This is a genomic window from Klebsiella sp. Q2 (assembly GCF_009900705.1).
Lineage (GTDB): Bacteria > Pseudomonadota > Gammaproteobacteria > Enterobacterales > Enterobacteriaceae > Klebsiella > Klebsiella quasipneumoniae.
The window spans coordinates 1,284,976-1,309,908 of the sequence record NZ_JAAABE010000001.1; the positions used below are offsets into that span (position 1 = coordinate 1,284,976).

General features: G+C 58.9%; 24 protein-coding genes and 1 other annotated feature. Of the genes, 11 read left to right on the forward strand and 13 right to left on the reverse strand.

What is annotated here, in order from left to right:
- The first annotated feature begins 50 nt into the window (after positions 1-50).
- On the forward strand, positions 51-905 hold the full coding sequence (locus tag GT756_RS06265; RefSeq protein ID WP_004204720.1) for a co-chaperone YbbN: 855 nt from the start codon (positions 51-53) through the stop codon (positions 903-905).
- Positions 906-1,012: 107 nt separating this feature from the next.
- Here the strand turns inward: GT756_RS06265 and fetB are convergent, their stop codons facing one another.
- A complete protein-coding gene (gene fetB, locus GT756_RS06270) occupies positions 1,013-1,795 on the reverse strand; it encodes an iron export ABC transporter permease subunit FetB (protein WP_004204721.1) in 783 nt (260 codons plus the stop codon).
- The gene (gene fetA / locus GT756_RS06275; RefSeq protein ID WP_004204722.1) at positions 1,782-2,459 is read right to left on the reverse strand and encodes an iron ABC transporter ATP-binding protein FetA; all 678 of its coding nucleotides are present in this window, start codon (positions 2,457-2,459) and stop codon (positions 1,782-1,784) included. Before fetA ends, fetB begins: the two co-directional genes overlap by 14 nt.
- 140 nt (positions 2,460-2,599) lie before the next feature.
- Between fetA and GT756_RS06280 the strand changes: the two genes are divergently transcribed.
- Both GT756_RS06280 and GT756_RS06285 read left to right on the forward strand, forming a co-directional pair.
- A complete protein-coding gene (locus GT756_RS06280) occupies positions 2,600-3,517 on the forward strand; it encodes an SPFH domain-containing protein (protein WP_004204723.1) in 918 nt (305 codons plus the stop codon).
- Positions 3,514-3,972, forward strand: coding sequence for an NfeD family protein (locus GT756_RS06285; protein ID WP_062914531.1), 459 nt, complete (start codon positions 3,514-3,516; stop codon positions 3,970-3,972). The genes GT756_RS06280 and GT756_RS06285 overlap by 4 nt, the downstream gene beginning before the upstream one ends.
- Here the strand turns inward: GT756_RS06285 and cueR are convergent.
- Positions 3,969-4,379 (reverse strand): Cu(I)-responsive transcriptional regulator, encoded by a 411-nt coding sequence (gene cueR, locus GT756_RS06290; protein ID WP_002892208.1) that lies wholly within the window; start codon positions 4,377-4,379, stop codon positions 3,969-3,971. The genes GT756_RS06285 and cueR overlap by 4 nt on opposite strands.
- A gap of 106 nt (positions 4,380-4,485) precedes the next feature.
- On the opposite strand from cueR, the gene copA reads away from it, so the two are divergent.
- The 3 genes from copA (at position 4,486) to ybaK (ending at position 8,593) form a co-directional block, all read left to right on the forward strand.
- The gene (gene copA, locus GT756_RS06295) at positions 4,486-6,987 is read left to right on the forward strand and encodes a copper-exporting P-type ATPase CopA (protein WP_160124615.1); all 2,502 of its coding nucleotides are present in this window, start codon (positions 4,486-4,488) and stop codon (positions 6,985-6,987) included.
- Between the two features lie 130 nt (positions 6,988-7,117).
- A complete protein-coding gene (locus GT756_RS06300) occupies positions 7,118-7,912 on the forward strand; it encodes a TraB/GumN family protein (protein ID WP_160124616.1) in 795 nt (264 codons plus the stop codon).
- A gap of 201 nt (positions 7,913-8,113) precedes the next feature.
- Positions 8,114-8,593: a Cys-tRNA(Pro)/Cys-tRNA(Cys) deacylase YbaK gene (ybaK, locus tag GT756_RS06305; protein WP_004204728.1), complete on the forward strand. Its 480-nt coding sequence runs from the start codon at positions 8,114-8,116 to the stop codon at positions 8,591-8,593.
- A 105-nt stretch (positions 8,594-8,698) separates the two neighbouring features.
- Here the strand turns inward: ybaK and ushA are convergent, their stop codons facing one another.
- Positions 8,699-10,351, reverse strand: coding sequence for a bifunctional UDP-sugar hydrolase/5'-nucleotidase UshA (gene ushA / locus GT756_RS06310; RefSeq protein ID WP_004204729.1), 1,653 nt, complete (start codon positions 10,349-10,351; stop codon positions 8,699-8,701).
- A gap of 268 nt (positions 10,352-10,619) precedes the next feature.
- Here ushA and GT756_RS06315 point away from each other — a divergent pair, with 268 nt between their 5' ends.
- Both GT756_RS06315 and ybaL read left to right on the forward strand, forming a co-directional pair.
- Positions 10,620-11,840, forward strand: a complete 1,221-nt coding sequence (locus tag GT756_RS06315; RefSeq protein WP_004204731.1) for an MFS transporter — start codon at positions 10,620-10,622, stop codon at positions 11,838-11,840.
- Positions 11,841-12,065: 225 nt separating this feature from the next.
- Positions 12,066-13,742 carry a YbaL family putative K(+) efflux transporter gene (ybaL, locus tag GT756_RS06320; protein WP_004204732.1) on the forward strand — a complete coding sequence of 559 codons (1,677 nt, stop codon included), beginning with the start codon at positions 12,066-12,068 and terminating at the stop codon, positions 13,740-13,742.
- A 34-nt stretch (positions 13,743-13,776) separates the two neighbouring features.
- On the opposite strand, the gene GT756_RS06325 is transcribed toward ybaL, so the two are convergent.
- The 9 genes from GT756_RS06325 to GT756_RS06365 form a co-directional block, all read right to left on the reverse strand.
- Positions 13,777-15,081, reverse strand: coding sequence for an inosine/guanosine kinase (locus GT756_RS06325; protein ID WP_032455647.1), 1,305 nt, complete (start codon positions 15,079-15,081; stop codon positions 13,777-13,779).
- Positions 15,082-15,144: 63 nt separating this feature from the next.
- On the reverse strand, positions 15,145-16,107 hold the full coding sequence (gene hemH, locus GT756_RS06330; protein WP_017898889.1) for a ferrochelatase: 963 nt from the start codon (positions 16,105-16,107) through the stop codon (positions 15,145-15,147).
- A 128-nt stretch (positions 16,108-16,235) separates the two neighbouring features.
- Positions 16,236-16,880 carry an adenylate kinase gene (adk, locus tag GT756_RS06335; protein WP_002892184.1) on the reverse strand — a complete coding sequence of 215 codons (645 nt, stop codon included), beginning with the start codon at positions 16,878-16,880 and terminating at the stop codon, positions 16,236-16,238.
- 222 nt (positions 16,881-17,102) lie between these two features.
- Positions 17,103-18,977 carry a molecular chaperone HtpG gene (htpG, locus tag GT756_RS06340; RefSeq protein WP_004177228.1) on the reverse strand — a complete coding sequence of 625 codons (1,875 nt, stop codon included), beginning with the start codon at positions 18,975-18,977 and terminating at the stop codon, positions 17,103-17,105.
- A gap of 111 nt (positions 18,978-19,088) precedes the next feature.
- Entirely contained in the window at positions 19,089-19,694 is a 606-nt protein-coding gene (recR, locus tag GT756_RS06345; RefSeq protein WP_002892177.1) for a recombination mediator RecR, read from the reverse strand.
- Positions 19,694-20,026 (reverse strand): YbaB/EbfC family nucleoid-associated protein, encoded by a 333-nt coding sequence (locus GT756_RS06350; protein ID WP_002892173.1) that lies wholly within the window; start codon positions 20,024-20,026, stop codon positions 19,694-19,696. The genes recR and GT756_RS06350 overlap by 1 nt, the downstream gene beginning before the upstream one ends.
- A gap of 57 nt (positions 20,027-20,083) precedes the next feature.
- Complete coding sequence (dnaX, locus tag GT756_RS06355; protein WP_023319861.1) at positions 20,084-21,991, reverse strand: DNA polymerase III subunit gamma/tau; 1,908 nt, start codon at positions 21,989-21,991, stop codon at positions 20,084-20,086.
- Positions 20,687-20,751 (reverse strand) — a sequence feature (DnaX frameshifting element). Its footprint overlaps the gene before it by 65 nt.
- 92 nt (positions 21,992-22,083) lie before the next feature.
- A complete protein-coding gene (gene apt, locus GT756_RS06360) occupies positions 22,084-22,635 on the reverse strand; it encodes an adenine phosphoribosyltransferase (RefSeq protein ID WP_004204738.1) in 552 nt (183 codons plus the stop codon).
- A gap of 150 nt (positions 22,636-22,785) precedes the next feature.
- Positions 22,786-23,163 carry a DUF454 family protein gene (locus GT756_RS06365; RefSeq protein ID WP_004204740.1) on the reverse strand — a complete coding sequence of 126 codons (378 nt, stop codon included), beginning with the start codon at positions 23,161-23,163 and terminating at the stop codon, positions 22,786-22,788.
- A 69-nt stretch (positions 23,164-23,232) separates the two neighbouring features.
- Between GT756_RS06365 and priC the strand changes: the two genes are divergently transcribed.
- The 3 genes from priC (at position 23,233) to GT756_RS06380 (ending at position 24,913) form a co-directional block, all read left to right on the forward strand.
- Complete coding sequence (gene priC, locus GT756_RS06370) at positions 23,233-23,760, forward strand: primosomal replication protein N'' (RefSeq protein ID WP_049093331.1); 528 nt, start codon at positions 23,233-23,235, stop codon at positions 23,758-23,760.
- A gap of 12 nt (positions 23,761-23,772) precedes the next feature.
- Positions 23,773-23,946, forward strand: a complete 174-nt coding sequence (gene rsmS / locus GT756_RS06375; protein WP_004204742.1) for a pleiotropic regulatory protein RsmS — start codon at positions 23,773-23,775, stop codon at positions 23,944-23,946.
- A 67-nt stretch (positions 23,947-24,013) separates the two neighbouring features.
- Complete coding sequence (locus GT756_RS06380; protein ID WP_065803032.1) at positions 24,014-24,913, forward strand: Rpn family recombination-promoting nuclease/putative transposase; 900 nt, start codon at positions 24,014-24,016, stop codon at positions 24,911-24,913.
- Positions 24,914-24,933 lie beyond the last annotated feature (20 nt).

A 24,933-nucleotide genomic window follows, 5' to 3' on the forward strand; every position in this document is an offset into this window, starting at 1 on the left:
GCGGCATGCCGCCCCCATGTAAAACAGAAATCGACTAACGAGAAATGCCCATGTCCGAACAGAATATTGTCAACATTAGCGAAGCGAACCTGCAGCAGACGCTACAGCAGTCCATGAACGTCCCGGTGCTGTTTTACTTCTGGTCTGCCCGCAGCCAGCACTGCGAACAGCTGACCCCGGTTCTTGAGCGCCTGGCCGCTCAATACAACGGCCAGTTTACGCTGGCAAAGGTCGATTGCGACGCCGAGCAAATGCTCGCTTCACAGTTTGGTCTGCGCGCCATCCCTACGGTTTATCTGTTCCAGAACGGCCAACCAGTGGACGGTTTTGAAGGCCCGCAGCCGGAAGAAGCGATCCGCGCCCTGCTGGATAAAGTCCTGCCCCGCGAAGAGGAGCTGAAAGCGCAGCAGGCCCTGGCCCTGATGCAGGAAGAAAAATACGCCGATGCCCTGCCGCTGCTGAAAGAGGCCTGGCAGCTGTCGAATCAGGACAGCCAGATTGGCCTGCTGTTGGCGGAAACGCTGATTGCTCTGCACCGTTCCGATGAAGCGGAAAATGTACTGAAGACTATTCCGCTGCAGGATCAGGATACCCACTATCAGGGTCTGGTGGCGCAGATTGAGCTGCTCAAACAGGCCGCCGACACGCCGGAAATCCAGCAGCTGCAGCAGCAGGTGGAACAGAATCCGGAGGACGCGCAGCTGGCCTCCCAGCTGGCGCTACAGCTGCATCAGGTCGGGCGTAACGAAGAAGCGCTGGCGCTGCTGTTCAGCCATCTGCAGAAGGATTTAGGCGCTGGCGACGGCCAGGCGCGCAAGATGCTGCAGGAGATCCTCGCCGCCCTCGGTACCGGCGATGCGCTGGCCGCCAAATACCGCCGTCAGCTCTATTCGCTGCTGTACTAATCCGTTGCCAGCCCCGGATAGCGCTGCGCTTATCCGGGCTACGCGAACGATGCGGAACCTAGCCTTAGTCGCCCGGGTGAGGCGTGAACGCCGCAACCCGGGATCGTTCACGGGCGCTTTTTCAGCTGCGTCACCACCAGCTGATGGCGGGCGTTGAAGAACTTCCGGTAGGTCAGATAGCCGGCGATAATCGTCGACAGGCTGGCGGTCGACAGCAGCATAAAGGTCACCATGATCTGGTACTTAATCGCCTTTACCGGGTCAATACCGGCAAAAATTAGCCCCGACATCATCCCTGGCAAGCTCACCAGCCCCACCGTTTTCGCTGAATCGACGGTGGGTATCAATGACGCGCGAATGCTGTCGCGGATCAGCCGCGCCGAGGCCATTTTCGGCGTCGCGCCGAGGCTCAGCTTCTCCTGAATCTGCTGCTGCTCGCTGCTGAAGCGCTGGCCCATATTGTTGTAGCACAGTCCCACCGCTACCATGGCGTTCCCGGCCACCATCCCGGCAATCGGGATCACCTGCATCGGGACGAAGGCTATCGATCCAGAGAACACCAGCACCGCCAGCGTCAGCCCGGCGCCGGTGGTGATGGCGATAAATGACGAGACAAAAGCCTTATCGATATACTTGCTGCGCTTTTTGGCATTCCACGCCGCGTTAAAGCAGATAAACAGCACCATCAACAGCGTCAGAACCGCATGATTGACGTTAAAGATATATTTCAATACATAGCCGACGATAATCAGCTGCACGATCGCCCGGCAGATGCTCCAGAGAATATCTTTTTCCAGCGCCAGCTTTTCCCGATAGCTCACCAGAATAGCGATCAGCACCAGCACCATCGACAGCGCCAGCGATTCGTTCGTAATGTTATGCCCGTTCATGCCGTACCTCCTGCATGTTTCCGCCGGCAGGCTGCAAGGTAATCACTTCATCGGCATGCGAAATTTCGTTGCGATCGTGGGTGACCCACAGAACAGCGACCTGCTTTTCCGTCGCGTAGCCATGAATAATGTCATTCACATTCTGTTTATTACTGTCATCCAGCGCGCTGGTAATTTCATCCAGCAGCAGCACGCGCGGCAGAAATTGTAAATTGCGGATCAGCGAGACGCGCTGCTTTTCCCCGCCGGACAGTTCATTAATCGATTTTTCCAGCATATTTTCGCCCAGACCAAAGCGCTGCAGGTCGGCCACCAGCGCCTGCGGATCCGGTTGTTTATTGCGGATCTGCCACGGAAAAATCAGGTTATCGTAAACCGAATCCCCGAACAGCGCCGGCGTCTGCGCACAGTAAGAGACCTGCTGGCGATACCTTTCCGGCGACAGCGTCGCGACATCGGCATTGTCGAAAAACAGGCGTCCGGAGGTCGGACTGAGCAGCGAGGCGATAATTTTCAGCAAGGTGCTTTTCCCGCAGCCGGAAGGCCCGGTAATCAACTTAAATTCCCCGGGTCTGAGCTCAAGATTGATATTGTGTAAAATAACTGCGTCGTCGGTCTTAAATCCCACACCCTCGAGACGCAAAAGCGCGTTATTTTCCTTCATGAGGCTTCCTGATTATTTTCTGAAACACCGCTAGTTTACCGCACTTTCCTTTCTCCCGGTGGTGGAGAAAGATATACTCAGTTTAAACACGCGCTATTTCTTTGTAGCGCTTCACCAGGCAACAAGACAGGAGGTTTTTGATGCTGATTTTTATTCCTATCCTTATTTTCGTCGCGCTGGTCATTGTGGCCGCGGCGGTGAAAATCGTCCCGCAGGGCTACCAGTGGACGGTGGAGCGCTTCGGGCGTTTTACCCAGACGCTGCAGCCGGGATTAAGCTTAGTCGTGCCGTTTATGGACCGCATCGGCCGCAAAGTGAACATGATGGAGCAGGTGCTCGACATCCCCTCACAGGAGGTTATCTCCAGAGATAACGCCAACGTCACCATCGACGCCGTTTGCTTTATTCAGGTGGTTGACGCGCCAAAGGCCGCCTACGAGGTCAGCAATCTTGAGCAGGCGATCGTCAACCTGACGATGACCAACATTCGTACCGTGCTCGGCTCGATGGAGCTGGACGAAATGCTCTCCCAGCGCGACAGCATTAACACCCGCCTGCTGCATATCGTTGACGACGCCACCAACCCGTGGGGGGTGAAAATCACCCGCGTCGAAATTCGCGACGTTCGCCCACCGGCGGAGCTTATCGCCTCGATGAACGCCCAGATGAAAGCCGAACGTACCAAACGCGCCTATATCCTTGAGGCCGAAGGGGTGCGTCAGGCGGAAATTCTGAAAGCGGAAGGGGAAAAGCAGTCGCAGATCCTCAAGGCGGAGGGCGAGCGGCAGTCCGCCTTCCTGCAGGCGGAGGCCCGCGAGCGTTCCGCTGAAGCGGAAGCCCGCGCCACCCAGATGGTCTCCTCAGCGATCGCCTCAGGCGATATTCAGGCGATCAACTACTTCGTGGCGCAGAAATACACCGATGCGCTGCAGCAGATTGGCGCCGCCAACAACAGTAAAGTGGTGCTGATGCCGCTGGATGCCAGCAGCCTGATGGGATCGATCGCCGGGATCAGCGAGCTGATCAAAGAAGGCGCTGGCGATCGGAAAAAATCATGATCGACATGATCCTCGCCCACCCTCATCTGTTCTGGCTAAGCCTCGGCGGGCTGCTGCTGGCGGCCGAGATGCTGGGCGGCAGCGGATACCTGCTGTGGAGCGGCGTCGCCGGCGTGGTGACCGGCGCCCTGACCTGGCTCCTGCCGCTGAGCTGGGAATGGCAAGGCACGCTGTTTGCCGTCCTCACTCTGCTGGCGGCGTGGCTGTGGTCGAAGTGGCTGCGCAAGCGCGTCAAACTGCAGCGTCCTGCCGATGCTCAACTCAACCAGCGCGGGCAGCAGCTGATAGGCCGCCGTCTGACGCTGGATGCCCCGCTGGTAAACGGCCGCGGCCACGTGCGCGTGGGCGACAGCTCATGGCCGGTGATGGCTGACGAGGACCTCGCCCCAGGCAGTCAAGTCGAAGTGGTCGCCGTGGAAGGGATTACGCTACGGATAAAACCCGTCGTTCGTTAAGCCTGCGCCTTGCGATGACAGCAGCCGGAAAGATTATCGATAATCGGGCATTCCGCGCTGTCGTCGCCGGGACAGGATTCGGCCAGCGCCAGCAGGTGCGCGCGCATATTTTGCAGCTCGCGGATATGGTTCTCGATATCCGCCACTTTCTCCAGCGTGCGTTTTTTCACATCGGCGCTGTGCCGCGACGGGTCGTTGAACAAGGCCACCAGCTCGCGGCACTCTTCCAGGTTAAACCCCACCTGCCGCGCCTGGCGCAGCAGCGTCAGCTCATCGAGATGCTGCTGACTGTAAGTGCGGTAGCCGTTTTCGCTGCGCAACGGCGGCGTCACCAGCCCCTTCTCTTCGTAAAAACGAATCGCTTTGCTGGTTAAACCGGTTTTTTTCGCCACATCGCTGATATTCATTTTTTCTCCTTGACCTTCCCCTTGCTGGAAGGTTTAACCTTCTTAATACTCGATGAAAGAGTGGTTCTGGTCAATCGTTGACCGGAAAATTATTCAGGAGTTATTTATGTCTAACACTATCGACCTGACGCTGGATGGCCTCTCCTGCGGCCACTGCGTCAAACGCGTGAAAGAGAGTCTGGAGCAGCGTCCTGACGTTGAGCAAGCGGAAGTCACCCTCACTGAAGCCCATGTGACGGGCAGCGCCAGCGCTCAAGCGCTGATTGAAACCGTTAAACAAGCCGGATACGGCGCGGAGCTCAGCCACCCAAAGGCTAAACCGCTGGCAGAATCATCAATCCCGTCGGAAGCACTGACAGCGGCCACTCCTGAGCTTCCGGCAGCCCATGACGAAGATGACAGTCAACAGCTGCTGATCAACGGCATGAGCTGCGCCAGCTGCGTCTCCCGGGTACAGAACGCGCTTGCCGCGGTTCCGGGCGTCTCACAGGCGCGGGTTAACCTGGCGGAACGCACGGCGCTGGTGATGGGCAGTGCGTCCGCCGCAGAATTAGTGCAGGCGGTGGAGAAAGCGGGCTACGGCGCGGAGGCGATCGAGGACGATCTGGAACGCCGCGAACGTCAGCAGGAAACCGCCATCGCCACCATGAAACGTTTTCGCTGGCAGGCGATTTTCGCCCTGCTGGTCGGCGTGCCGGTGATGGTCTGGGGCATGATCGGCGATAACATGATGGTCAGCGACGACAACCGTTCGCTGTGGCTGGTCATCGGCCTCGTCACCCTTGCGGTGATGGTCTTCGCCGGCGGGCACTTCTACCGCAGTGCGTGGAAAAGCCTGAAAAACGGCACCGCCACCATGGATACGCTGGTGGCGCTCGGTACCGGCGTCGCCTGGCTGTACTCGATGAGCGTCAACCTGTGGCCACAGTGGTTCCCAATGGAAGCCCGCCATCTCTATTACGAAGCCAGCGCAATGATTATCGGCCTGATTAACCTCGGCCATATGCTGGAGGCCCGCGCCCGCCAGCGCTCCTCAAAAGCGCTGGAAAAACTGCTCGACCTGACGCCGCCTTCAGCCCGCGTGGTGACCCCTGAGGGAGAAAAGGATCTGCCGCTCGCTGAAGTTCAGGCCGGCATGACGCTGCGCCTGACCACTGGCGATCGCGTTCCCGTTGACGGCGTGATAAGCCAGGGCGAAGCCTGGTTTGATGAAGCGATGCTCACCGGCGAACCGGTACCACAGCAAAAAGGCGATGGCGATGCCATTCACGCCGGCACCGTGGTGCAGGACGGCAGCGTGCTGTTCACCGCCAGCGCCGTCGGCAGCCAGACCACGCTGGCACGTATTATCCGCATGGTGCGCCAGGCGCAGAGCAGCAAGCCGGAGATCGGCCAACTGGCGGATAAAATCTCCGCGGTGTTTGTCCCGGCGGTGGTCGCCATTGCGCTGATTAGCGCGGCGATCTGGTACTTCTTCGGCCCGGCGCCGCAGATCGTCTATACCCTGGTGATCGCCACCACGGTGCTGATTATCGCCTGTCCGTGCGCCTTAGGGCTGGCGACGCCAATGTCGATCATCTCCGGCGTTGGCCGGGCGGCGGAATACGGCGTACTGGTGCGCGACGCCGATGCTCTGCAGCGCGCCAGTGAACTCGACACCCTGGTGTTCGATAAAACCGGCACCCTGACCGAAGGCAAGCCGCAGGTGGTGGCGGTGAAAACTTTCGCTGGCGTTGATGAGATTACCGCGCTGCGTCTTGCCGCCGCGCTCGAGCAGGGCTCAAGCCATCCGCTGGCGCGAGCGATCCTCGATAAAGCCGGAGACAGCCCGTTGCCGGAAGTGAGCGGCTTCCGCACCCTGCGCGGCCTTGGCGTCAGCGGTGAGGCGGAAGGTCATCGCCTGCTGCTCGGCAACCAGGCGCTGCTCAACGAGCAGCATATCGCCACCAGCGATATAGAAAGCGAGATGATGGCGCAGGCCTCGCGCGGCGCTACGCCGGTGCTGCTGGCGGTGGATGGTCAGGCGGCCGCGCTGTTCGCCATCCGTGACCCGCTGCGCGAAGACAGCGTCGACGCCCTGGCGCGCCTGCATCGTCAGGGCTACCGCCTGGTGATGCTCACCGGGGATAACCCCACTACCGCGAATGCCATCGCCAAAGAAGCCGGCATTGATGAAGTGATTGCCGGCGTGCTGCCGGACGGTAAAGCCGACGCCATTAAGCGTCTGCAGAGCCAGGGGCACAAAGTGGCGATGGTTGGCGATGGGATTAACGATGCCCCGGCGCTGGCGCAGGCGGATGTCGGTATCGCCATGGGCGGCGGCAGCGATGTCGCTATTGAAACCGCGGCGATCACCCTGATGCGCCATAGTCTTCACGGCGTGGCCGATGCGCTGGCGATTTCGAAGGCGACCTTACGCAATATGAAGCAGAACCTGCTGGGGGCCTTTGTCTACAACTCGCTGGGCATCCCGATTGCCGCCGGGATCCTCTGGCCGCTGACCGGCACGCTGCTCAATCCGGTGGTCGCCGGCGCGGCGATGGCGCTGTCGTCGATCACCGTGGTGAGTAACGCTAACCGCCTGTTGCGCTTTAAACCAAAAGAGTAAACGCTGTTGCAGGAAAGCGGACGCTGACAGGATCGGCGCCCGCTTTTTTTCCGGGACAGAAAAGCCCGCCGGAAGGGTGACGTGTATCACCATATGCGCTAGCATGAATGCCTCACACTTCGGAGCGCGTATGGGCCTGTTAAACCGGATAAAAATGCTGTGGCGAGCCGCCGTCGGCTCGTCTTATTCCTGGCCTGCGATGGATATCGTCCTGCCCGGCAAACGCTATCTGCACCTCGTCGGCAGCATCCATATGGGCACCCGCGACATGGCGCCGCCGCCAGCGAAACTGCTGAAAAAAATACGCCAGGCCGATGCGTTAATCGTCGAGGCCGATATCAGCGGCAATGAAACCCCGTTTAGCAATCTCCACGCTTATCCGCCGCTGGCGGAGCGCCTGAGCGACGCGCAGCTGAGCGAGCTACAAGCGCGAGCCGGCGAGCTGGGCCTGTCGGTCGAGCTGTTCGACAGCCAGCCGCTGTGGCAGGTGGCGATGGTTCTGCAGGCCACCCAGGCGCAGAAGCTGGGGCTGCGGCCGGATTACGGTATCGATTATCAGTTGCTGATGGCCGCCCGCGAGAGCAACATAGCGGTGATGGAGCTGGAAGGCGCCGACAGCCAGATCGCGCTGCTGCGCGACCTGCCCGATGGCGGAATGGCGCTGCTGGAAGATACGCTGACCCACTGGCGCACCAACGCCCGTTTACTGCAGGTCATGATCGGCTGGTGGCTGGAGCAACCGCCGTCGCGCGGTGCGGTATCGCTGCCGACGACCTTCAGCCAGTCTTTATATGATGTGCTGATGCATCAGCGCAATCTCGCCTGGCGCGAGACGCTGCTGGCCTTGCCGCCGGGGCGCTACGTGGTCGCCGTCGGCGCGCTGCATCTGTATGGCGAAGGGAATCTGCCGGATATGCTGACATAAAAAAATGGCCAATATTGCTATTGGCCCGTCAAAGAGGAATTTCATCATTATTATTATCCCGGGATTTGTATCCCGGATCGTCTGATTGTCGCTCAAAGTGACCATCACTGCCAACACTATTGCGCAAGATGGTACTATTTTTTAGACAACCTGCGGGCGTATTCTGACGTCACGCAAAACCGGTTGGTAAGAAGGATAGCTATGACTCCCGCCGTTAAATTACTCGAAAAAAACAAAATTCCCTTTCAGATCCACAGTTACGATCACGATCCCAATGAGACCAACTTCGGTGATGAAGTGGTGCGCAAGCTCGGCCTCAATGCCGATCAGGTTTACAAGACCCTGCTGGTCGCCGTTAATGGCGATATGAAGCATCTGGCGGTCGCCGTCACCCCGGTCGCCGGGCAACTGGATTTGAAGAAAGTGGCGAAAGCGCTGGGCGCCAAGAAAGTCGACATGGCCGACCCGATGGTGGCGCAGCGTATCACCGGCTATCTGGTGGGCGGTATCAGTCCGCTGGGGCAGAAGAAGCGCCTGCCGACGGTGATTGACGCCCCGGCGCAGGAATTTGCCACTATCTATATTTCCGGCGGCAAACGCGGGCTGGATATTGAGCTGGCGGCCAGCGATCTGGCGCAGCTTCTGGATGCGAAGTTCGCCGATATCGCCCGCCGCGATTGATAACACTATCCCGGATAGCGGCGCACGCGCCTTATCCGGGCTCCCCAACTCGTAGCCACGGTAAGCGTAGCGCCACCGTGGAAATAGCTCACCCGAAACCCAGGCTTACTGCCAGCTCACCTCGCCTTTCGGCTCATAGGCGGCGGCATCCAGCGGCGAGTTTTTCTCGATATACTCTTTCAGCACTTCGGCATCGATAAAGCCGGTATTCACATACCCGGGTTTATCGGCGATGTTCGGGTAACCATCGCCGCCGGTGGCGTTAAAGCTCAGCGTCGCCATCCGATAGGTCTTCGACGGATCCACCGGTTCGCCTTTGATTTTCAGATCGTTCAACTTGCCGTCTTTGGCCACAAAGCTGACGTTGGCAAACTGCGGATAGGCGCCGGAATCCGGCTTCATCTGCGCGACGGCGGTCAGGTAATCCACCACCTCCTTGCCGCTCATATCGACATAGGTCAGCACATTGCCGAACGGCTGGACCTTCATCACATCCTTGTAGGTGATATCGCCCGCCTCAATGGAGTCGCGGATCCCGCCGCCGCTCATCACCGCGAAATCCGCATTACTGCGCGCCATCTGCGCCGCCAGCAGCAGGTGGCCCATATTGGTCTGCACGAAACGCACTTTACTGCGATCGCCCTCCAGATGACCATTCACGCTGCCGATCTTGACCTGCAGTTGCGCCTTACCTTTGTTCTGGAACGGCGTCAGCAGCGACATCATCTGCGGGTTCTCCGCGATCTGCGGCGTATACAGCACCCGCTCGCTTTGGCCGTTATCGTAAGTCACTTTTTTCTTCAGGTTGACCGGGATCAGCTGATAGTGCACCAGCTTCATCTCGCCGTTGCGGAACTCAAAATCGGCGCGGCCGACGTATTTGCCCCACTCATGCGCCTGGACGATCCAGATGCCGTTCTGACGATCCGGGGCGCACGGCGTCCCTGGCACATAGTCGACCTGCTTTTTATTTTCCGACGCCATGCACACCGGATCCTGCGAGTGACCGCCGACGATCATCGCCAGCGAGCCCGCGGGTAAACTCCGCGCCATCTCGACATCCCCCGGCGCGTTAGAGCCGTGGTTGCCGTTGTCATAGTGGCCCATATGGGTGGTGGCCAGGATCACGTCCGGCTTTTCATTCTGCTGCAGCTCCTGGATCACCAGCTTCGCCTCTTCCGCCGGTTTGCGGAATTCGATATCGGTGAAATATTCTGGATTGCCAATCTTGGCCGTATCGTCAGTGGTTAAGCCAATCACCGCGATTTTTAACCCGCCGCGCTTAAACAGCGCCCAGGGTTTGAACAGCCGTTCGCCGGTGCTTTTCTGATAAATATTGGCCGACAGGAACGGGAACTTCGCCCACTTTTCCTGCTGGCGCAGCACGCTCAGCGGATTATCAAACTCGTGGTTCCCCACCGCCATCGCGTCGTAGCCGATCAGGTTCATGCCGCGAAAATCGGGCTCTGCATCCTGTAAATCAGACTCCGGCACCCCGGTATTGATATCCCCGCCGGACAGCAGCAGAACGCTACCGCCTTCAGCCGCCACCTCTTTACGAATACCGTCCACCAGCGTTTTCTGCGCCGCGAGGCCATATTCGCCGTAGTCATTGCGCCAGAAATGGCCGTGGTGATCGTTGGTGTGCAGGATGGTAATTTTATAGGTTTTATCCTGCTCATAGGCCTGCGCGGACAGGCTGCCCAGCGATAACGCGGCGAATAACGCCAGCGCCACGCTGTGTTTTAAACAATGCATGCTTCACTCCCTGACTTAATCCCAAGTGCCGAAAGTATAGCGAGTTAGCCGCATTGACAAATATGTTTTCAGAATTGCGACTTCCTTCAAACCTTATCAGCAGGTATGTTAGTTGGATAATAATTCCACCTGCATCCTCTATACGCCTTCGCGTTGTATGGCAGTGCGTTAGCCCGTTCGTCATATTTCCCATGCAGTAGCCGGGAAAATCAGGGCAGTCGCATGGCGTACAAATAACGAAAGCTATATAAAAAAGTGACGTGAACCTATGGCAATCAATCAGACCGCTCAACCCGTGTCCGGCCCCGCTGCGCCGCCGCAAAAAGCGCGCACCTCGTTTGGCATCTTAGGCGCGATCAGCCTGTCCCATTTGCTTAACGATATGATCCAGTCGCTCATTCTCGCGATCTACCCGCTGCTGCAGGCCGAGTTCTCCCTTACCTTTGTGCAGATCGGGATGATCACTCTCACCTTCCAGCTCACCTCATCGCTGTTCCAGCCGGTGATTGGCTATATTACCGATAAACGATCGATGCCGTGGTCGCTGCCGGTGGGCATGTGCTTTACCCTCTGCGGTTTGATCCTCCTGGCGCTGGCCGGTAGCTTCGGTATGGTGCTGCTGGCCGCCGCGCTGGTGGGTACCGGCTCCTCGGTTTTCCATCCGGAATCGTCCCGCGTAGCGCGGATGGCCTCCGGCGGCCGTCACGGCCTGGCCCAGTCGCTGTTCCAGGTCGGCGGCAACTTCGGCAGTTCGCTTGGTCCGCTGCTGGCGGCGGTGATCATCGCCCCGTATGGTAAAGGCAACGTCGCCTGGTTCGTACTGGCCGCCCTGCTGGCTATCGTCGTGCTGTCGCAAATCAGCCGCTGGTACGCCGCACAGCACCGGATGAATAAGGGCAAACCGAAGCCGGCGATCGTCAATCCGCTGCCGCGCAATAAGGTGATTCTGGCGGTAGGTATTCTGCTGATGCTGATTTTCTCGAAATATTTCTATATGGCGAGCATCAGCAGCTATTACACGTTTTATCTGATGCATAAGTTCGGCTTATCGGTGCAAAATGCCCAGCTGCATCTGTTTGCCTTCCTGTTCGCGGTGGCCGCCGGGACGGTGATTGGCGGGCCCGTTGGCGATAAGATTGGGCGAAAATATGTTATTTGGGGCTCTATCCTCGGCGTGGCGCCCTTCACCCTTGTTTTACCCTATGCCAGCCTTGAATGGACCGGGATTTTAACGGTGATCATTGGTTTTATCCTCGCCTCGGCCTTCTCCGCTATCCTGGTCTATGCCCAGGAGCTGCTGCCGGGACGTATCGGTATGGTTTCTGGTCTGTTTTTCGGCTTCGCCTTTGGCATGGGCGGCCTTGGCGCCGCGGTGCTGGGCCTGCTGGCGGACCATACCAGTATCGACCTGGTGTATAAAATCTGCGCCTTCCTGCCGCTGCTGGGATTCCTGACGATATTTCTTCCTGATAACCGGCAAAAAGCCTGATTATCCGGCGGCCAAAGTGTAACGTTGGCCGCCGTTACCCCTTGCGCCATCGGCCTGATGCGCGTATTCCTCCCTCGATTTTCCCTTCTGTGCCTTTTCATCCCCTAATTGCATTTTTTTGCACAATTCAAGAATTATTCATAAACAAAGTGAACGTTTTTGTCATAAACTATTACGCGGACAGGGTAGCAAAATGGACCGATTCACCACTGGAAAGGAGACGGAATGCACCACGCAACACCGCTAATCACCACCATTGTCGGCGGCCTCGTGCTCGCCTTTATTCTCGGCATGATTGCCAATAAGCTACGTATTTCTCCTCTGGTGGGATATCTCTTAGCGGGCGTGCTGGCCGGACCTTTCACCCCTGGCTTTGTTGCTGACACCAAACTGGCTCCGGAACTGGCGGAACTCGGCGTGATCCTGCTGATGTTCGGCGTCGGGCTGCATTTTTCCCTCAAGGATCTGATGGCGGTAAAGTCGATCGCCATTCCCGGGGCCATCGCCCAGATAGCTGTGGCGACGCTGTTGGGTATGGCGCTCTCCGCCGCCCTTGGCTGGTCGCTGATGACCGGCATCGTCTTTGGCCTGTGTCTCTCCACCGCCAGTACCGTGGTGCTGCTGCGCGCCCTGGAGGAACGACAGCTGATTGACAGTCAGCGCGGGCAGATCGCCATCGGCTGGCTGATTGTGGAAGACCTGGTGATGGTCCTGACGCTGGTCCTGCTGCCGGCAGTGGCCGGTATGGCGGAGAAAGGCAACGTCGGCTTCGCTTCCCTCGCCCTCGACCTCGGGATCACCATTGGCAAAGTGGTGGCCTTTATCGCCATCATGATGCTGGTCGGCCGTCGGCTGGTGCCGTGGATCATGTCGCGCAGCGCGGCCACCGGCTCGCGCGAGCTGTTCACCCTGTCGGTACTGGCCCTGGCGCTGGGCATCGCCTTCGGCGCCGTGGAGCTGTTTGATGTCTCCTTCGCCCTCGGCGCCTTCTTTGCCGGCATGGTGCTTAATGAATCCGAGCTGAGCCACCGCGCCGCCCATGACACCCTGCCGCTGCGCGACGCCTTTGCGGTGCTGTTCTTTGTCTCCGTCGGCATGCTGTTTGACCCAATGGTGCTGGTCCAGCAGCCGCTGGCGGTGCTGGCGACGCTGGCGATCATTATCTTTGGTAAATCCGCAGCCGCCTTTTTCCTCGTGCGTATGTTTGGCCACTCGCCGCGTACCGCACTGACGATTGCCGCCAGCCTGGCGCAGATTGGTGAATTTGCCTTTATTCTCGCCGGCCTGGGGATGGCGCTTAACCTGCTGCCGCAGGCCGGGCAAAACCTGGTGCTGGCCGGGGCGATCATCTCGATTATGCTCAACCCGGTGCTGTTTACCCTGCTGGAGAAATATCTCGATAAAACCGAAACCCTCGACGAGCAGACCCTGGAAGAGGTGCTGGAAGACGAGAAGCAGGTGCCGGTCGATATCTGCAACCACGCGCTGCTGGTCGGCTTCGGCCGCGTCGGCAGCCTGCTGGGCGAGAAGCTGATGGCCCAGGGGATCCCGCTGGTGGTGGTTGAAACCTCGCGCACCCGCGTGGATGAGCTACGCGAGCGCGGGATCAGCGCGGTGCTGGGCAATGCCGCCAATGAAGAGATCATGGAGCTGGCGCATCTCGACTGCGCTCGCTGGCTGCTGCTGACCATTCCCAACGGCTATGAGGCCGGCGAGATTGTCGCCTCCGCACGGGAAAAATGTCCGAATATCGAGATTATCGCCCGCGCCCATTACGATGATGAAGTGGATTACATTATCGACCGTGGGGCCAATCAGGTGGTGATGGGCGAGCGGGAAATTGCCCGCGCCATGCTGCAGCTTCTGGAAACGCCACCCGCCGGTGAAGTGGTCACTGGCTGATGTACAGCCCTCTCCCGTCGGGAGAGGGACTCGCTTATCGATCCCAGTACGCCTCTTCCAGGCTGTCCTCACGTTCCGGCAGGCCGCGGGTTAAACGCGGCGAGTGCTGGTTCAGCACCTGATAGCTCACGCGGTTGGCATATTTACACACCTGCGCCAGCGAGGAGTAGGTCAGCCATTTGCATTTGTGTTTGCTGGAGTTGGGTACGTTATTGCGATGGTAGTTATTGGCGGTGATGTCATGCAGCAGCGCCGCCAGCGCGCCGTCGCCTGCGCCGTTGGTGTTCATGATCTTCTCCGGGCCGCCCATATACGGTGCGATGTGCGAATAAATACGCAGCGGATTGACGCAGTCCTGGTGACGCATCGCGCGACTGAATTCAAACTGGTTAAATTCCGGGATCGCCCCCGGCAGCAGCGGATGCTGGGTTTTACGCTTCGCCTCTTCTTCGGTGAAGCCCGCCATATATAGCCCCGCCGGTCCGGCGGTGCACAGCACCAGGTCGACCCAGTCCAGCGCTTTGTCCGCCGCCGACAGCGGATCGGCAAAACCGGTCAGCGCTTCCCCTTCCTCTTCATTCATCGCCAGAATCGAGACATGATCCTGCAGGAACTGCTGCCACCACGCCGGGTTATCGGCAATCACGTATTTGGTACCAAGAGTTAACACCACCGGCACATCATGCTTTTTGGCATACTCGATGGCTTTCATCGTCGCGTCCGGCATCGGCTCGCCCGGCTTGCAGCGTACCAGGTAGGAGGTCAGCACCAGCGCCGAGGCGCCAGCGATCACCGCTTCCGGAATGCTTTCCGGGCGCAGCTTGTTCATATGACCCGGGCTAATGGCGAAGGTGCGCTCGCCGCTATCGCTGATCAGGGTGAAGCAGCGGCCAATGGCGCCGTCAACGCCCTGCAGATAGTTCAGATCGGTACGGCTGGAGGTATTGCACAGGTAGCGATAGGCATAGCCGCCGATTTCGATATTACTGCACATGACGCCAAGCAGCACCGAGCGATCGTCCGCCAGCACCGAGTAGTTGTGCATGGTATTGCCGATCGTGCCGCCGGCAAACTGATGAGTAATAAGATTATTGCGCACCAGCTCCTGGTACAGCGCCTCGGCGACATCATCTTCAATCACCAGAGAGTGGCCCGCGCTCAGGCCGTAGCGCACGATAAACGCCTCATCCACTTTCGCTTCGATATCCACCAGTGTCTGGTCGATACCCACCACCCAGGAGACGCTGGATTCATTCTCCGGCTGAATTTGCTGCAGCAGCGGGTCGCGGGCGTTAACGGGAAAATAGTGTTTGGATTTGCGTTTACCGGGAAATTTCATAGTGGCGCTTAAATAACAGGGAACAAGCGGGAAATAGTAGCATATTCCCCGCCCTGCGCGCGATCAGCGATAAGGCGCGGTCAGGTTGACCATCATCTCAATATGCGCGGCGTCCGCGTTAAGCGCCGGAATGTATTCATATTGCTTGCCACCCGCTTCGAGGAAGATTTCCCGGTTCTGGACGGCGATCTCTTCCAGCGTTTCGAGACAGTCGGCGGCAAAGCCCGGGCACAGCACCTGAATATGCTTCGTCCCTTTCTCGCCGAGCATCTTCAGCGTCTCATCGGTGTACGGCGTCAGCCAGGGTTCCCGCCCAAAGCGCGACTGGAAGGTCATCATCACCCGCTCCGGTGGCAGCCCCAGCGCGGAGACCAGTTCCCGCGTGGTATCACGACAGCGCTGAGGATAATCATCTCCCTGGTTGGCATAGCGCTGCGGGATCCCATGATAGGAAAGCAGCAGCAGATCCGGTTCCCCATGAACGGCAAACGAGGCGCGCACGCTGGCCGCCAGAGCATGGATATAGTCCGGGTGCCCGGCGTAATCGCGAATAAACGAGATACCGGGAATGGCGCGTTTTTTCGCGAGGATCCGCGCCAGCTCATCCCAGACGGCAGCCACCGTCGAGCAGGAATATTGCGGATACAGCGGCAGCACCACGATGTGCCCCACCCCTTGCGCCAGTAAATCATCCACCGCGCTGGCCAGCGACGGCGTTCCATAGCTCATGCCCAGCGCCACCGGGGTATCCGGCAGTCTGGCAGCCAGCGCCTGCTGCTGGCGACGGCTGTATACCATCAGCGGCGACCCCTCTTCCATCCAGACGGACTGATAGAGTTTAGCCACGCGGGGAGAGCGAATCGGCAGTATGACGCCGCGCAGCAGCGGCCACCATAGCAGACGAGACGTATCCACCACCCGTTTGTCGCTGAGGAATTGTCGCAGATAACGCTTCACCGCACCGGGGGTGGGCGCATCGGGAGTGCCTAAATTGGCCAGCAAGATACCTGTTTTCGTCTGATGCATTACCGCCTCTTAACCATTTGAATCGCAGCCAATTGTAGCTGAAATGGCGCTAAACGGAACCAATCATAGCAAAAGGTAGGAATGAGAGGAGTTCTCATCCTGCCGCAGCAGGATGAGAAAAGGCTTTATCAGCCGAGGATTTTTTCCAGTTCGGCGCGCACGTCAGCCACCGCTTTGGTGCCGTCGACTTTGGCGTATTTGGTGTTGCCCGCCTGCGCTTCTTTGGTGTAGTAGCCGATCAGCGGCGCCGTCATCTGATGATATTCCACCAGACGCTTACGCACGGTCTCTTCCTGGTCGTCTTTACGGGTGGTCAGCTCTTCGCCGGTCACGTCGTCTTTGCCTTCCACCTTCGGCGGATTGAATTTGATGTGGTATACGCGACCGGATGCCGCGTGAACGCGACGGCCAACGATACGGTCGACAATCAGTTCGTCCGGCACGTCGAATTCCAGCACGTAATCAACGGTAATGCCCGCTTCTTTCATGGCGTCAGCCTGCGGAATAGTGCGCGGGAAACCGTCCAGCAGGAAGCCGTTACGGCAATCTTCCTGGGCGATACGCTCTTTAACCAGCGCGATAACCAGCTCATCGGTCACCAGCTTGCCGGCGTCCATGATGTCTTTCGCCTGCTTACCGAGCTCAGAGCCGGATTTTACCGCAGCGCGCAGCATATCGCCGGTGGAGATTTGCGGAATACCGTATTTCTCCATGATGAACTGAGCCTGAGTTCCTTTACCCGCGCCCGGAGCGCCAAGCAGAATAATACGCATTACGAAAATCCCCTCAAAAGTCGATTCAATTTTTCAAAAACGCTAAACCATACCACCAGAACGGCGATGGCTCAAGGAAGGCGGTGCGGCTGAAACGGTTAATGGTGAGATATTTTATGCAATCCAATGTGAAATGCCCCGTCTGAGCAAATCGCTCAGACGGGGCATTTATCCCGTTCCCGGCGTCGCGTCGCTCGGCCGGGCTACTCGTTCAGGTTCGCGTCAGGAAGCCAGCAGCTGGTTCATACGGCGGATAAACTGGTTCGGATCTTCCAGCGTGCCGCGCTCGGCCAGCAGCGCCTGATCCAGCAGCAGTTCCACCCATTCGCCGAACTGCGCGTCATCCTGGGTATCGGCTGCGCGTTTCACCAGCTGATGCGCCGGGTTCAGTTCGAAGATGTATTTCACTTCCGGCGCCGCCTGGCCCGCAGCCGCGAAAAGCTTCGCCATCTGGGTGCTCATCTCGTCGGCATCGGTGGTGACAATCGCCGGGGTATCGGTCAGACGATGGGTCAGACGCACCTCTTTGACCCGGTCGCCAAGCAGGTTTTTCACACGCTCAACGAACGGCTCCAGCGCTTTTTCGGCTTCTTTGGTGGACTCGTCCACTTCATCCGCCAGCTTGTCCAGCGACTCGTCGGCTTTAGCGACAGACTGGAACGCTTTGCCGTCGAACTCGGTCAGGTAGCTCATCATCCACTCGTCGATGCGATCGGAGAGCAGCAGCACTTCGATCCCTTTCTTACGCAGCAGCTCGAGGTGCGGGCTGCTCTTCGCCGCCGCATAGCTGTCGGCAGTGATGTAGTAGATCTTCTCCTGACCTTCTTTCATGCGTGAGACGTACTCTTCCAGCGACACGGTCTGCGCGGAGGAGTCAGTATGGGTGGTCGCGAAGCGCAGCAGTTTGGCGATCGCCTCCTGGTTGCTCGGATCTTCCGCCGGCCCCTCTTTCAGCACCAGGCCGAACTGTTTCCAGAAGGTCTGATATTTTTCGGCGTCGTCTTTCGCCAGCTTATCCAGCATCTGCAGTGCGCGTTTGGTCAGCGCGGTGCGCAGGTTGCGGGTCACGCTGCTGTCCTGCAGAATTTCACGGGAGACGTTCAGCGGCAGATCGTTGGAGTCTATCAGGCCGCGTACGAAGCGCAGGTAGTTCGGCATAAACTGCTCGGCGTCGTCCATGATGAACACACGCTGGACGTACAGCTTCAGGCCGTGTTTATGATCGCGGTTCCACATATCCCACGGCGCCTGCGACGGGATATACAGCAGGCTGGTGTACTCCTGCTTACCTTCCACGCGGTTGTGGCTCCAGGTCAGCGGGTCGCTGTAGTCATGGGCAATGTGCTTGTAGAATTCTTTGTATTCGTCGTCGTTAACTTCAGACTTGCTGCGAGTCCACAGGGCCTGCGCCTTGTTGATTTTTTCCCAACTGATAACGGTTTCACCGTCTTTCTCTTCCCGTTTCTCAATCTCAACCGGCAGCGCGATATGGTCGGAATACTTGCTGATGATGGAGCGCACGCGCCAGTCGTTAAGGAAATCGTCCTCACCTTCGCGCAGATGCAGGGTGATTTCGGTCCCGCGATCGGCTTTGGTGATGTCGGCCACGGTATATTCCCCTTCGCCGGCGGATTCCCAGAACACGCCGTTCTCAGGTTTATCGCCTGCCGCACGGGTACGGACGGTCACTTTATCCGCCACGATGAAGGCCGAATAGAAGCCGACACCGAACTGGCCAATCAGCTGGCTATCTTTTGCCTGGTCGGAACCCATCGATTCGAGGAACGCTTTGGTGCCGGATTTGGCGATGGTGCCGAGATGGTCGATAACCTCTTCCCGGTTCATACCGATACCGTTATCGGCAATGGTCAGGGTACGGTTGTCTTTATCAAACGAAACCCGCACGCGCAGCTCGCCGTCTCCCTCATACAAATCCGGCTGCGACAGCGCGCGGAAACGCAGCTTATCGGCCGCATCAGAGGCGTTGGAAATCAGCTCACGCAGAAAGATTTCTTTGTTGGAATAGAGGGAATGGATCATCAGGTGCAGAAGCTGTTTTACTTCTGACTGAAAACCACGAGTTTCTTGTCCTTTCATCTGATTCAACCTCAACAATGCCATTTTAAATGGGTAAAAAACCGTTGAGTGGGAGATGGGGACCGCGGGGAAATTTTTCAAGCGGAGGCGGCGATAGCCGCCTCCATTTGTTCAGAAAGTAATCTTGTGGCGACCGGCCAGCGAGTGGGACAGCGTGGTGCCGTCGACCATCTCCAGCTCTCCGCCCACCGGCACGCCGTGGGCGATTCGGCTGGCGTCGACGCCATACTGCGCGCACAGCTCCGCGATATAGTTGGCTGTCGCCTCGCCCTCAACGGTCGGGTTGGTGGCAAGGATCACCTCGGTGATCGACTCCGCCTCCAGCCGTTGCTCCAGGCGATCGAGCCCGATGTCATCAGGCCCGATGCCGTCGAGCGGCGACAGGTGCCCCATCAGCACGAAGTAGCGGCCGGAATACTGCCCGGTCTGCTCAATGGCGTAGATGTCCGCCGGACTCTCCACCACGCAGATCTGGCCGTTTTCCTGGCGACGCGGGTTGCTGCAGATATTGCACACCTCCTGCTCGGTGAAGGTGCGGCAATCGGCACAGTGGCCGATCTCCGACATCGCGCGCGTCAGCGCCTGCGCCAGACGCATCCCGCCGCTGCGATCGCGCTGCAGCAGGGTAAACGCCATGCGCTGCGCCGACTTCGGGCCGACGCCCGGCAGACAGCGCAGTGCTTCCATAAGCTGAGTTAACAGCGGGCTGGTTTGCATCAGAACGGCATCTTGAAGCCTGGCGGCAGCTGCATACCGGCAGAGACGGAAGCCATCTTCTCTTTCTGGGTCTCTTCGATACGGCGCGCAGCGTCGTTGAACGCGGCAGCCACCAGATCTTCCAGCATCTCTTTGTCATCTTCCAGCAGGCTTGGGTCGATCTCCACGCGGCGGCAGTTGTGCGCGCCGTTAATGGTCACTTTCACCAGACCCGCGCCCGATTCGCCGGTCACTTCCAGCTGAGCGATCTCTTCCTGCATCTTCTGCATTTTTTCTTGCATCTGCTGGGCCTGCTTCATCAGGTTACCCAGGCCGCCTTTTCCACCAAACATAGGCTTCTCTCTCAGTCAGTCATCATTAAAGGTACTGACTGCAAGTCAAACTTGCAGTCAAATGGGGCGGATACTCTCTTCATCCAGATCGGCGTCAAAGAAACGACGCAGGGTCTGAATGTTATTATCCGCAATAATCGCTTCGCGCGCCTGCGCGAGCTTCTCTTCATAAATAGCCTGCCGCCACTCCAGCGGCGTGCGCATCGCGGGATTATCGTCTTCCACGATGGTCAATTCAACGGGCGTACCGTACAACACCCCCAGCGCTTCAGCCAGCTTTTGCTGTGCGCCGGCGGAATTGAGGTGGCGCTGGCTGGAGCGCAGATGCAGACAGACGCGATTGCCCTCCTGCTCTTTCCACGCGTTGAGCGCCACCTGCTCGACCAGCTTCGGTACTGCCAACTGGCTCACTTCCGCCGCCCAGCTGTCGCGCTCGACCGCTTCAACGGCAAGCTTGGCCGCCAGCTCAGGCGTTTTTTCATGCTCCAGCGCTTTTTTCAGCGCTTTAGGCGTGGCGACTTCGACTTTGGTCTCTTCAACCACCGTCGTCGCCTTCCAGCGATAAGCCTCTTTCTTCGCCGGGGCCTGCTCCAGCGCCGCCGCGGCCGGACGAGCCTGGACGCGCTCGGTAATCGAACTCAGTCGCTCCAGCGCAGCGTTATTCACCGGCCGCGCGCGGGAAGCGGCTGCCGGTTCACTCTTTTTTGGGGTGGTTGCTCCCTGGCTGCGCTGCAGGTGGCTGCGGGCCGCCAGCACCTGGCTGGTGGTCGGCGGCAAACTCTGCGGCGGCTGTGGCGGCGGCGCTGCGGGGGAAACCGGCTGGCGCGGCGCGGGCGCGGCGGCCTGCGCCGGCTGCACCTCGGGCTCCGGCAGCGGCTTACGCGGATGAAACGCCAGGGCGCGCAGCAGCGTCATTTCGACGCCCATCCGCCGGTCCGGGGCATAGGGTAGCTCTTTGCGGCCAATCAGCAGCGTTTGGTAGTAGAGCTGAACGTCGCCCGGCGGTACGGTGCGCGCCAGTTCGCGCATCCGCACTTCGACCGCGGCCATGTCGGCGCCCAGCGCCGAAGGGGACAGCTGAACCATGGCGATGCGGTGCAGCAGGCTCTGCATCTCCACCAGCAGCGCCTCCCATTCAACGCCGCGCGCGGCGGCGTCATTGACGCCCGCCATGACTCGCTCGCCATCGGCAGCGACCAGGGCTTCAATCAACGACAGTGCCTGATCGTCATCGAGGGTGCCGAGCATGGTGCTCACCGACGCCGCCGTCAGTTGCCCTTCTCCACTCGCAATAGCCTGATCGGTCAGGCTTAAGGCATCGCGCAGGCTGCCGTCGGCGGCGCGCGACAACAGCTGCAGCGCGCGGGGCTCGAAGGCAATCTGCTCTTCGCCAAGAATATGCTCCAGCTGATGGCGGATCTGTTCAACGTCCAGCGCCTTCAGGTGGAACTGCAGGCAGCGGGATAAGATCGTCACCGGCAGCTTCTGCGGATCCGTCGTCGCCAGCAGGAATTTGACGTGCGCCGGCGGCTCCTCCAGCGTCTTTAATAACGCATTGAAGCTGTGGCGCGACAGCATATGAACTTCGTCGATGAGATAGACCTTGAAGCGGCCCCGGGCCGGCGCGTACTGGACGTTATCCAGCAGGTCGCGGGTATCTTCGACTTTGGTGCGTGAGGCGGCGTCAATCTCAATCAGATCGACAAAGCGCCCCTGTTCAATTTCCCGGCAGTTATCGCACACGCCGCAGGGGGTGGCGGTGATGCCGGTTTCACAGTTTAACCCTTTCGCCAGCAGGCGGGCGATGGAGGTCTTACCGACTCCGCGGGTACCGGAAAAGAGATAAGCGTGATGAATGCGCCCTAACGACAAGCCGTTCGCCAGTGCGGTCAGCACATGTTCTTGGCCGACGACGTCAGCAAAGGTTTGTGGGCGCCATTTACGGGCTAAGACCTGATAACTCATGGGCTGGCTCTGAAACGCTGGAAGGTGAAATCACGAAGGGGTCATGCTATCACAGCCCCGCCCGATCGGCGAGGCTATGTGGAGGGATTTGCTTAGTGGCCCGGGAACGGCACCAGACTGAAGCAGTGGATCCCCAGCTTCTCCAGGCGCTGTTCGCCGCCCAGATCGAAGAGATTGATAATGAAAGCGGCATCCTGCACTTCGCCGCCGAGACGGCGGATCAGTTTGACCGTCGCGTCGATGGTTCCGCCGGTCGCCAGCAGATCGTCCACCACCAGCACTTTGTCGCCCGGTTTGATGGCGTCAACGTGGATCTCCAGCTGATCGGTGCCGTATTCCAGCTCATAGCTCTCAGCGATGGTTTCACGCGGCAACTTACGCGGCTTGCGTACCGGAACAAAGCCCACGCCCAGCGCCAGCGCAACCGGTGCGCCGAAAAGGAAGCCACGCGCCTCAGTCCCTACCACTTTGGTAATTCCCGCGTCTTTGTAGCGCTCGGTCAGCAGTTCAATGCTGAGCGCGTAAGCTTTCGGGTCTTCCAGTAAACTGGTGACATCGCGGAAAAGAATGCCCGGTTTTGGATAATCCTCGATACTCTGGATGCTGTTCTTCAGATATTCAAGCTGCTGTGCAGTTGCGGTCATAAGTGTATGCCTGATTGAAACGGTGTTACCCACGGGCGTGCAAAAGGGGCCAAAGAAACATTTGTTTAACCTTTGACCAGGCTTACCCGCGCTCGAAAACGCCAGAATTTACTGGCTGTCAGCAACAATTGCAACAGGCATTATTGCGCATCAGTGCTTTTGTTGCTTTGCGTCAACCACCGGAATGCGCCACATAAAGATCAGCAGACAGGCCAGAATGACCAACAGCATGATGCGCACCCACGTAAGCTTAACCAGCCACAGCGAAATAGCAAAAGTCGCCACGATCATGGCAATGGCGCGCGGTTTGGCGCCGCGAGGCATGGCGCGGTACTGTTGCCAGTGGCGAAGATAGCCGCCGAACCATGAGCGATACAGCAGCCACTGGTGAAAGCGCGGCGATGAGCGGGCAAAGCACCAGGCAGCGAGCAGAATAAACGGCGTCGTCGGCAGCAACGGTAAGAAGACGCCCAGCGTACCCAGCGCTACCGCCAGCCAGCCGATAATGGTTAAAATAACAGGTGGCATAATGCGAATCGTTATCAAACAGATACGGCTACTGTAGCACAGTTGGCTGATGGAGAATGGAGGGGGTTGGTGAAAACAGCTCAACTTTTACAAACGCTGAACAATCAGCTCAGCGAGCTGGCCGCGCAGGTGGCGCCGCTGGCGGAGCACGCGACCCTCAGCCCGCGCTTTGACCGCCAGCTCTTCCACACCCGCAGCACGCTGATGCAGGCCTATCTGGCGGAAGCCCAACACAACTTTCACCAACTCCGCCAGGCCGTCGAGCGCCAGCAGTTGCCGCAGGTAGCCTGGATCGCCGAGCGTCTGGCGGCGCAAATCGCTGCGCTGCGTCGCGAAACCGCCACCTGGTCGCTGCGCAGTTGGGACCATGCCTCGCCAACGCTGAGCCGCTGGCAGCGCCGTCGCCTACAGCATCAGGAGTATGAGCGCCGCCTGCTGGCGATGCGCGACCAACGCCAGCGCCAGCAGACGCAGGCTACCAGCCTCGACGAGCAGCAGCGGCTGGCCAGGGAAGTCGAGGTCTACAGTGGACGGCTGGCGCGCTGCCGACAGGCGCTGGATAAGATTGAAAACGTACTGGCGCGGCTGACGCGCTAACAGGAGAGTCCGATGTCGCTGGAAAATGCCCCCGATGAGGTCAAACTGGCTGTCGATTTAATCATGTTGCTGGAATCACATCAGATCCCGGCGCAAACCGTGCTGGACGCGCTGGAAATTGTCAGGCGGGATTATGCAAACAAGTTAAAAAACGCGGAAAGCGCCTCGCAAACGCCGCAGAAGTAAGATGTTGCCCACGGCGGAGTGCTGGCAGAGTGGTCCTCTGCGCATGACGCCGATGGAGGCAATATTGATGGAAAAGGTCAGTCAAACCCCGCACGATGCGGTTTTTCGCCAGATGCTGATGCATCAGGCGGTGGCGAAGGATTTCCTGCAGCTGTATCTGCCCGCGCCGTTTCTGGCAATCTGCGAGCTGGATTCGCTGCAGCTGGTCTCCGGTAGCTTTGTTGAAGAGGACCTGCGCGCCAGCTATTCCGATATCCTTTACTCACTGCGCACCCGCCACGGACCGGGCTATGTTTACGCGCTGATTGAGCACCAGAGTACCCCGGACAAGCTGATGGCGTTTCGCCTGCTGCGCTACGCGCTGGCCGCCATGCAGCGTCATCTGGACGCTGGCCACGACACGCTGCCGCTGGTGGTGCCGATTCTGTTTTATCACGGCAAGGTCAGCCCCTGGCCCTGGCCCCGCAACTGGCAAAAGCTATTCGCCGAACCGGCGCTGGCGAAGGCGCTCTATAGCGGTGATTTTCCGCTGGTGGACCTCACCGTTATGCCAGATAATCAGATAGTCCGTCATCGGCGAATGGCCATGCTGGAGCTGTTGCAAAAGCATATCCGCCATCGCGATCTGGCCGAGCTGCAGGTGCCGCTGATTGCGCTGATGACGCAAGGCTATCTGACAGAAGCGCAGTTGAATACGCTGCTGCGCTATATGTTGCAGGCGGGTACAACGGAACATCCGGGGGCGCTGATCCGCGCGCTGGCGGCGCAGTCGCCCAGGCATAAGGAGCTGATGATGACCATTGCCGAATGGCTGGAAGAGAAAGGCCGTAAACAGGGGCAGCAGGAGGGCGAGCAGGAAGCCACTCGCAGCATCGCCGCCAGAATGCTGGCGCGCGGCCTCGAAAGACAAATCGTGCGGGAACTCACCGGGCTTAGCGACGAGGAGCTCGCCGCGCTGGCGCCCTGATGCAGCAGGGGCGGCGTTGC

What these genes read in the sequence shown, in the direction of transcription:
- GT756_RS06265 (WP_004204720.1), top strand. Translation starts at nt 51, where the DNA reads ATGTCCGAACAGAATATTGTCAACATTAGCGAAGCGAACCTGCAGCAG.
- fetB (WP_004204721.1), bottom strand. Translation starts at nt 1,795, where the DNA reads ATGAACGGGCATAACATTACGAACGAATCGCTGGCGCTGTCGATGGTG.
- fetA (WP_004204722.1), bottom strand. Translation starts at nt 2,459, where the DNA reads ATGAAGGAAAATAACGCGCTTTTGCGTCTCGAGGGTGTGGGATTTAAG.
- GT756_RS06280 (WP_004204723.1), top strand. Translation starts at nt 2,600, where the DNA reads ATGCTGATTTTTATTCCTATCCTTATTTTCGTCGCGCTGGTCATTGTG.
- GT756_RS06285 (WP_062914531.1), top strand. Translation starts at nt 3,514, where the DNA reads ATGATCGACATGATCCTCGCCCACCCTCATCTGTTCTGGCTAAGCCTC.
- cueR (WP_002892208.1), bottom strand. Translation starts at nt 4,379, where the DNA reads ATGAATATCAGCGATGTGGCGAAAAAAACCGGTTTAACCAGCAAAGCG.
- copA (WP_160124615.1), top strand. Translation starts at nt 4,486, where the DNA reads ATGTCTAACACTATCGACCTGACGCTGGATGGCCTCTCCTGCGGCCAC.
- GT756_RS06300 (WP_160124616.1), top strand. Translation starts at nt 7,118, where the DNA reads ATGGGCCTGTTAAACCGGATAAAAATGCTGTGGCGAGCCGCCGTCGGC.
- ybaK (WP_004204728.1), top strand. Translation starts at nt 8,114, where the DNA reads ATGACTCCCGCCGTTAAATTACTCGAAAAAAACAAAATTCCCTTTCAG.
- ushA (WP_004204729.1), bottom strand. Translation starts at nt 10,351, where the DNA reads ATGCATTGTTTAAAACACAGCGTGGCGCTGGCGTTATTCGCCGCGTTA.
- GT756_RS06315 (WP_004204731.1), top strand. Translation starts at nt 10,620, where the DNA reads ATGGCAATCAATCAGACCGCTCAACCCGTGTCCGGCCCCGCTGCGCCG.
- ybaL (WP_004204732.1), top strand. Translation starts at nt 12,066, where the DNA reads ATGCACCACGCAACACCGCTAATCACCACCATTGTCGGCGGCCTCGTG.
- GT756_RS06325 (WP_032455647.1), bottom strand. Translation starts at nt 15,081, where the DNA reads ATGAAATTTCCCGGTAAACGCAAATCCAAACACTATTTTCCCGTTAAC.
- hemH (WP_017898889.1), bottom strand. Translation starts at nt 16,107, where the DNA reads ATGCATCAGACGAAAACAGGTATCTTGCTGGCCAATTTAGGCACTCCC.
- adk (WP_002892184.1), bottom strand. Translation starts at nt 16,880, where the DNA reads ATGCGTATTATTCTGCTTGGCGCTCCGGGCGCGGGTAAAGGAACTCAG.
- htpG (WP_004177228.1), bottom strand. Translation starts at nt 18,977, where the DNA reads ATGAAAGGACAAGAAACTCGTGGTTTTCAGTCAGAAGTAAAACAGCTT.
- recR (WP_002892177.1), bottom strand. Translation starts at nt 19,694, where the DNA reads ATGCAAACCAGCCCGCTGTTAACTCAGCTTATGGAAGCACTGCGCTGT.
- GT756_RS06350 (WP_002892173.1), bottom strand. Translation starts at nt 20,026, where the DNA reads ATGTTTGGTGGAAAAGGCGGCCTGGGTAACCTGATGAAGCAGGCCCAG.
- dnaX (WP_023319861.1), bottom strand. Translation starts at nt 21,991, where the DNA reads ATGAGTTATCAGGTCTTAGCCCGTAAATGGCGCCCACAAACCTTTGCT.
- apt (WP_004204738.1), bottom strand. Translation starts at nt 22,635, where the DNA reads ATGACCGCAACTGCACAGCAGCTTGAATATCTGAAGAACAGCATCCAG.
- GT756_RS06365 (WP_004204740.1), bottom strand. Translation starts at nt 23,163, where the DNA reads ATGCCACCTGTTATTTTAACCATTATCGGCTGGCTGGCGGTAGCGCTG.
- rsmS (WP_004204742.1), top strand. Translation starts at nt 23,773, where the DNA reads ATGTCGCTGGAAAATGCCCCCGATGAGGTCAAACTGGCTGTCGATTTA.
- GT756_RS06380 (WP_065803032.1), top strand. Translation starts at nt 24,014, where the DNA reads ATGGAAAAGGTCAGTCAAACCCCGCACGATGCGGTTTTTCGCCAGATG.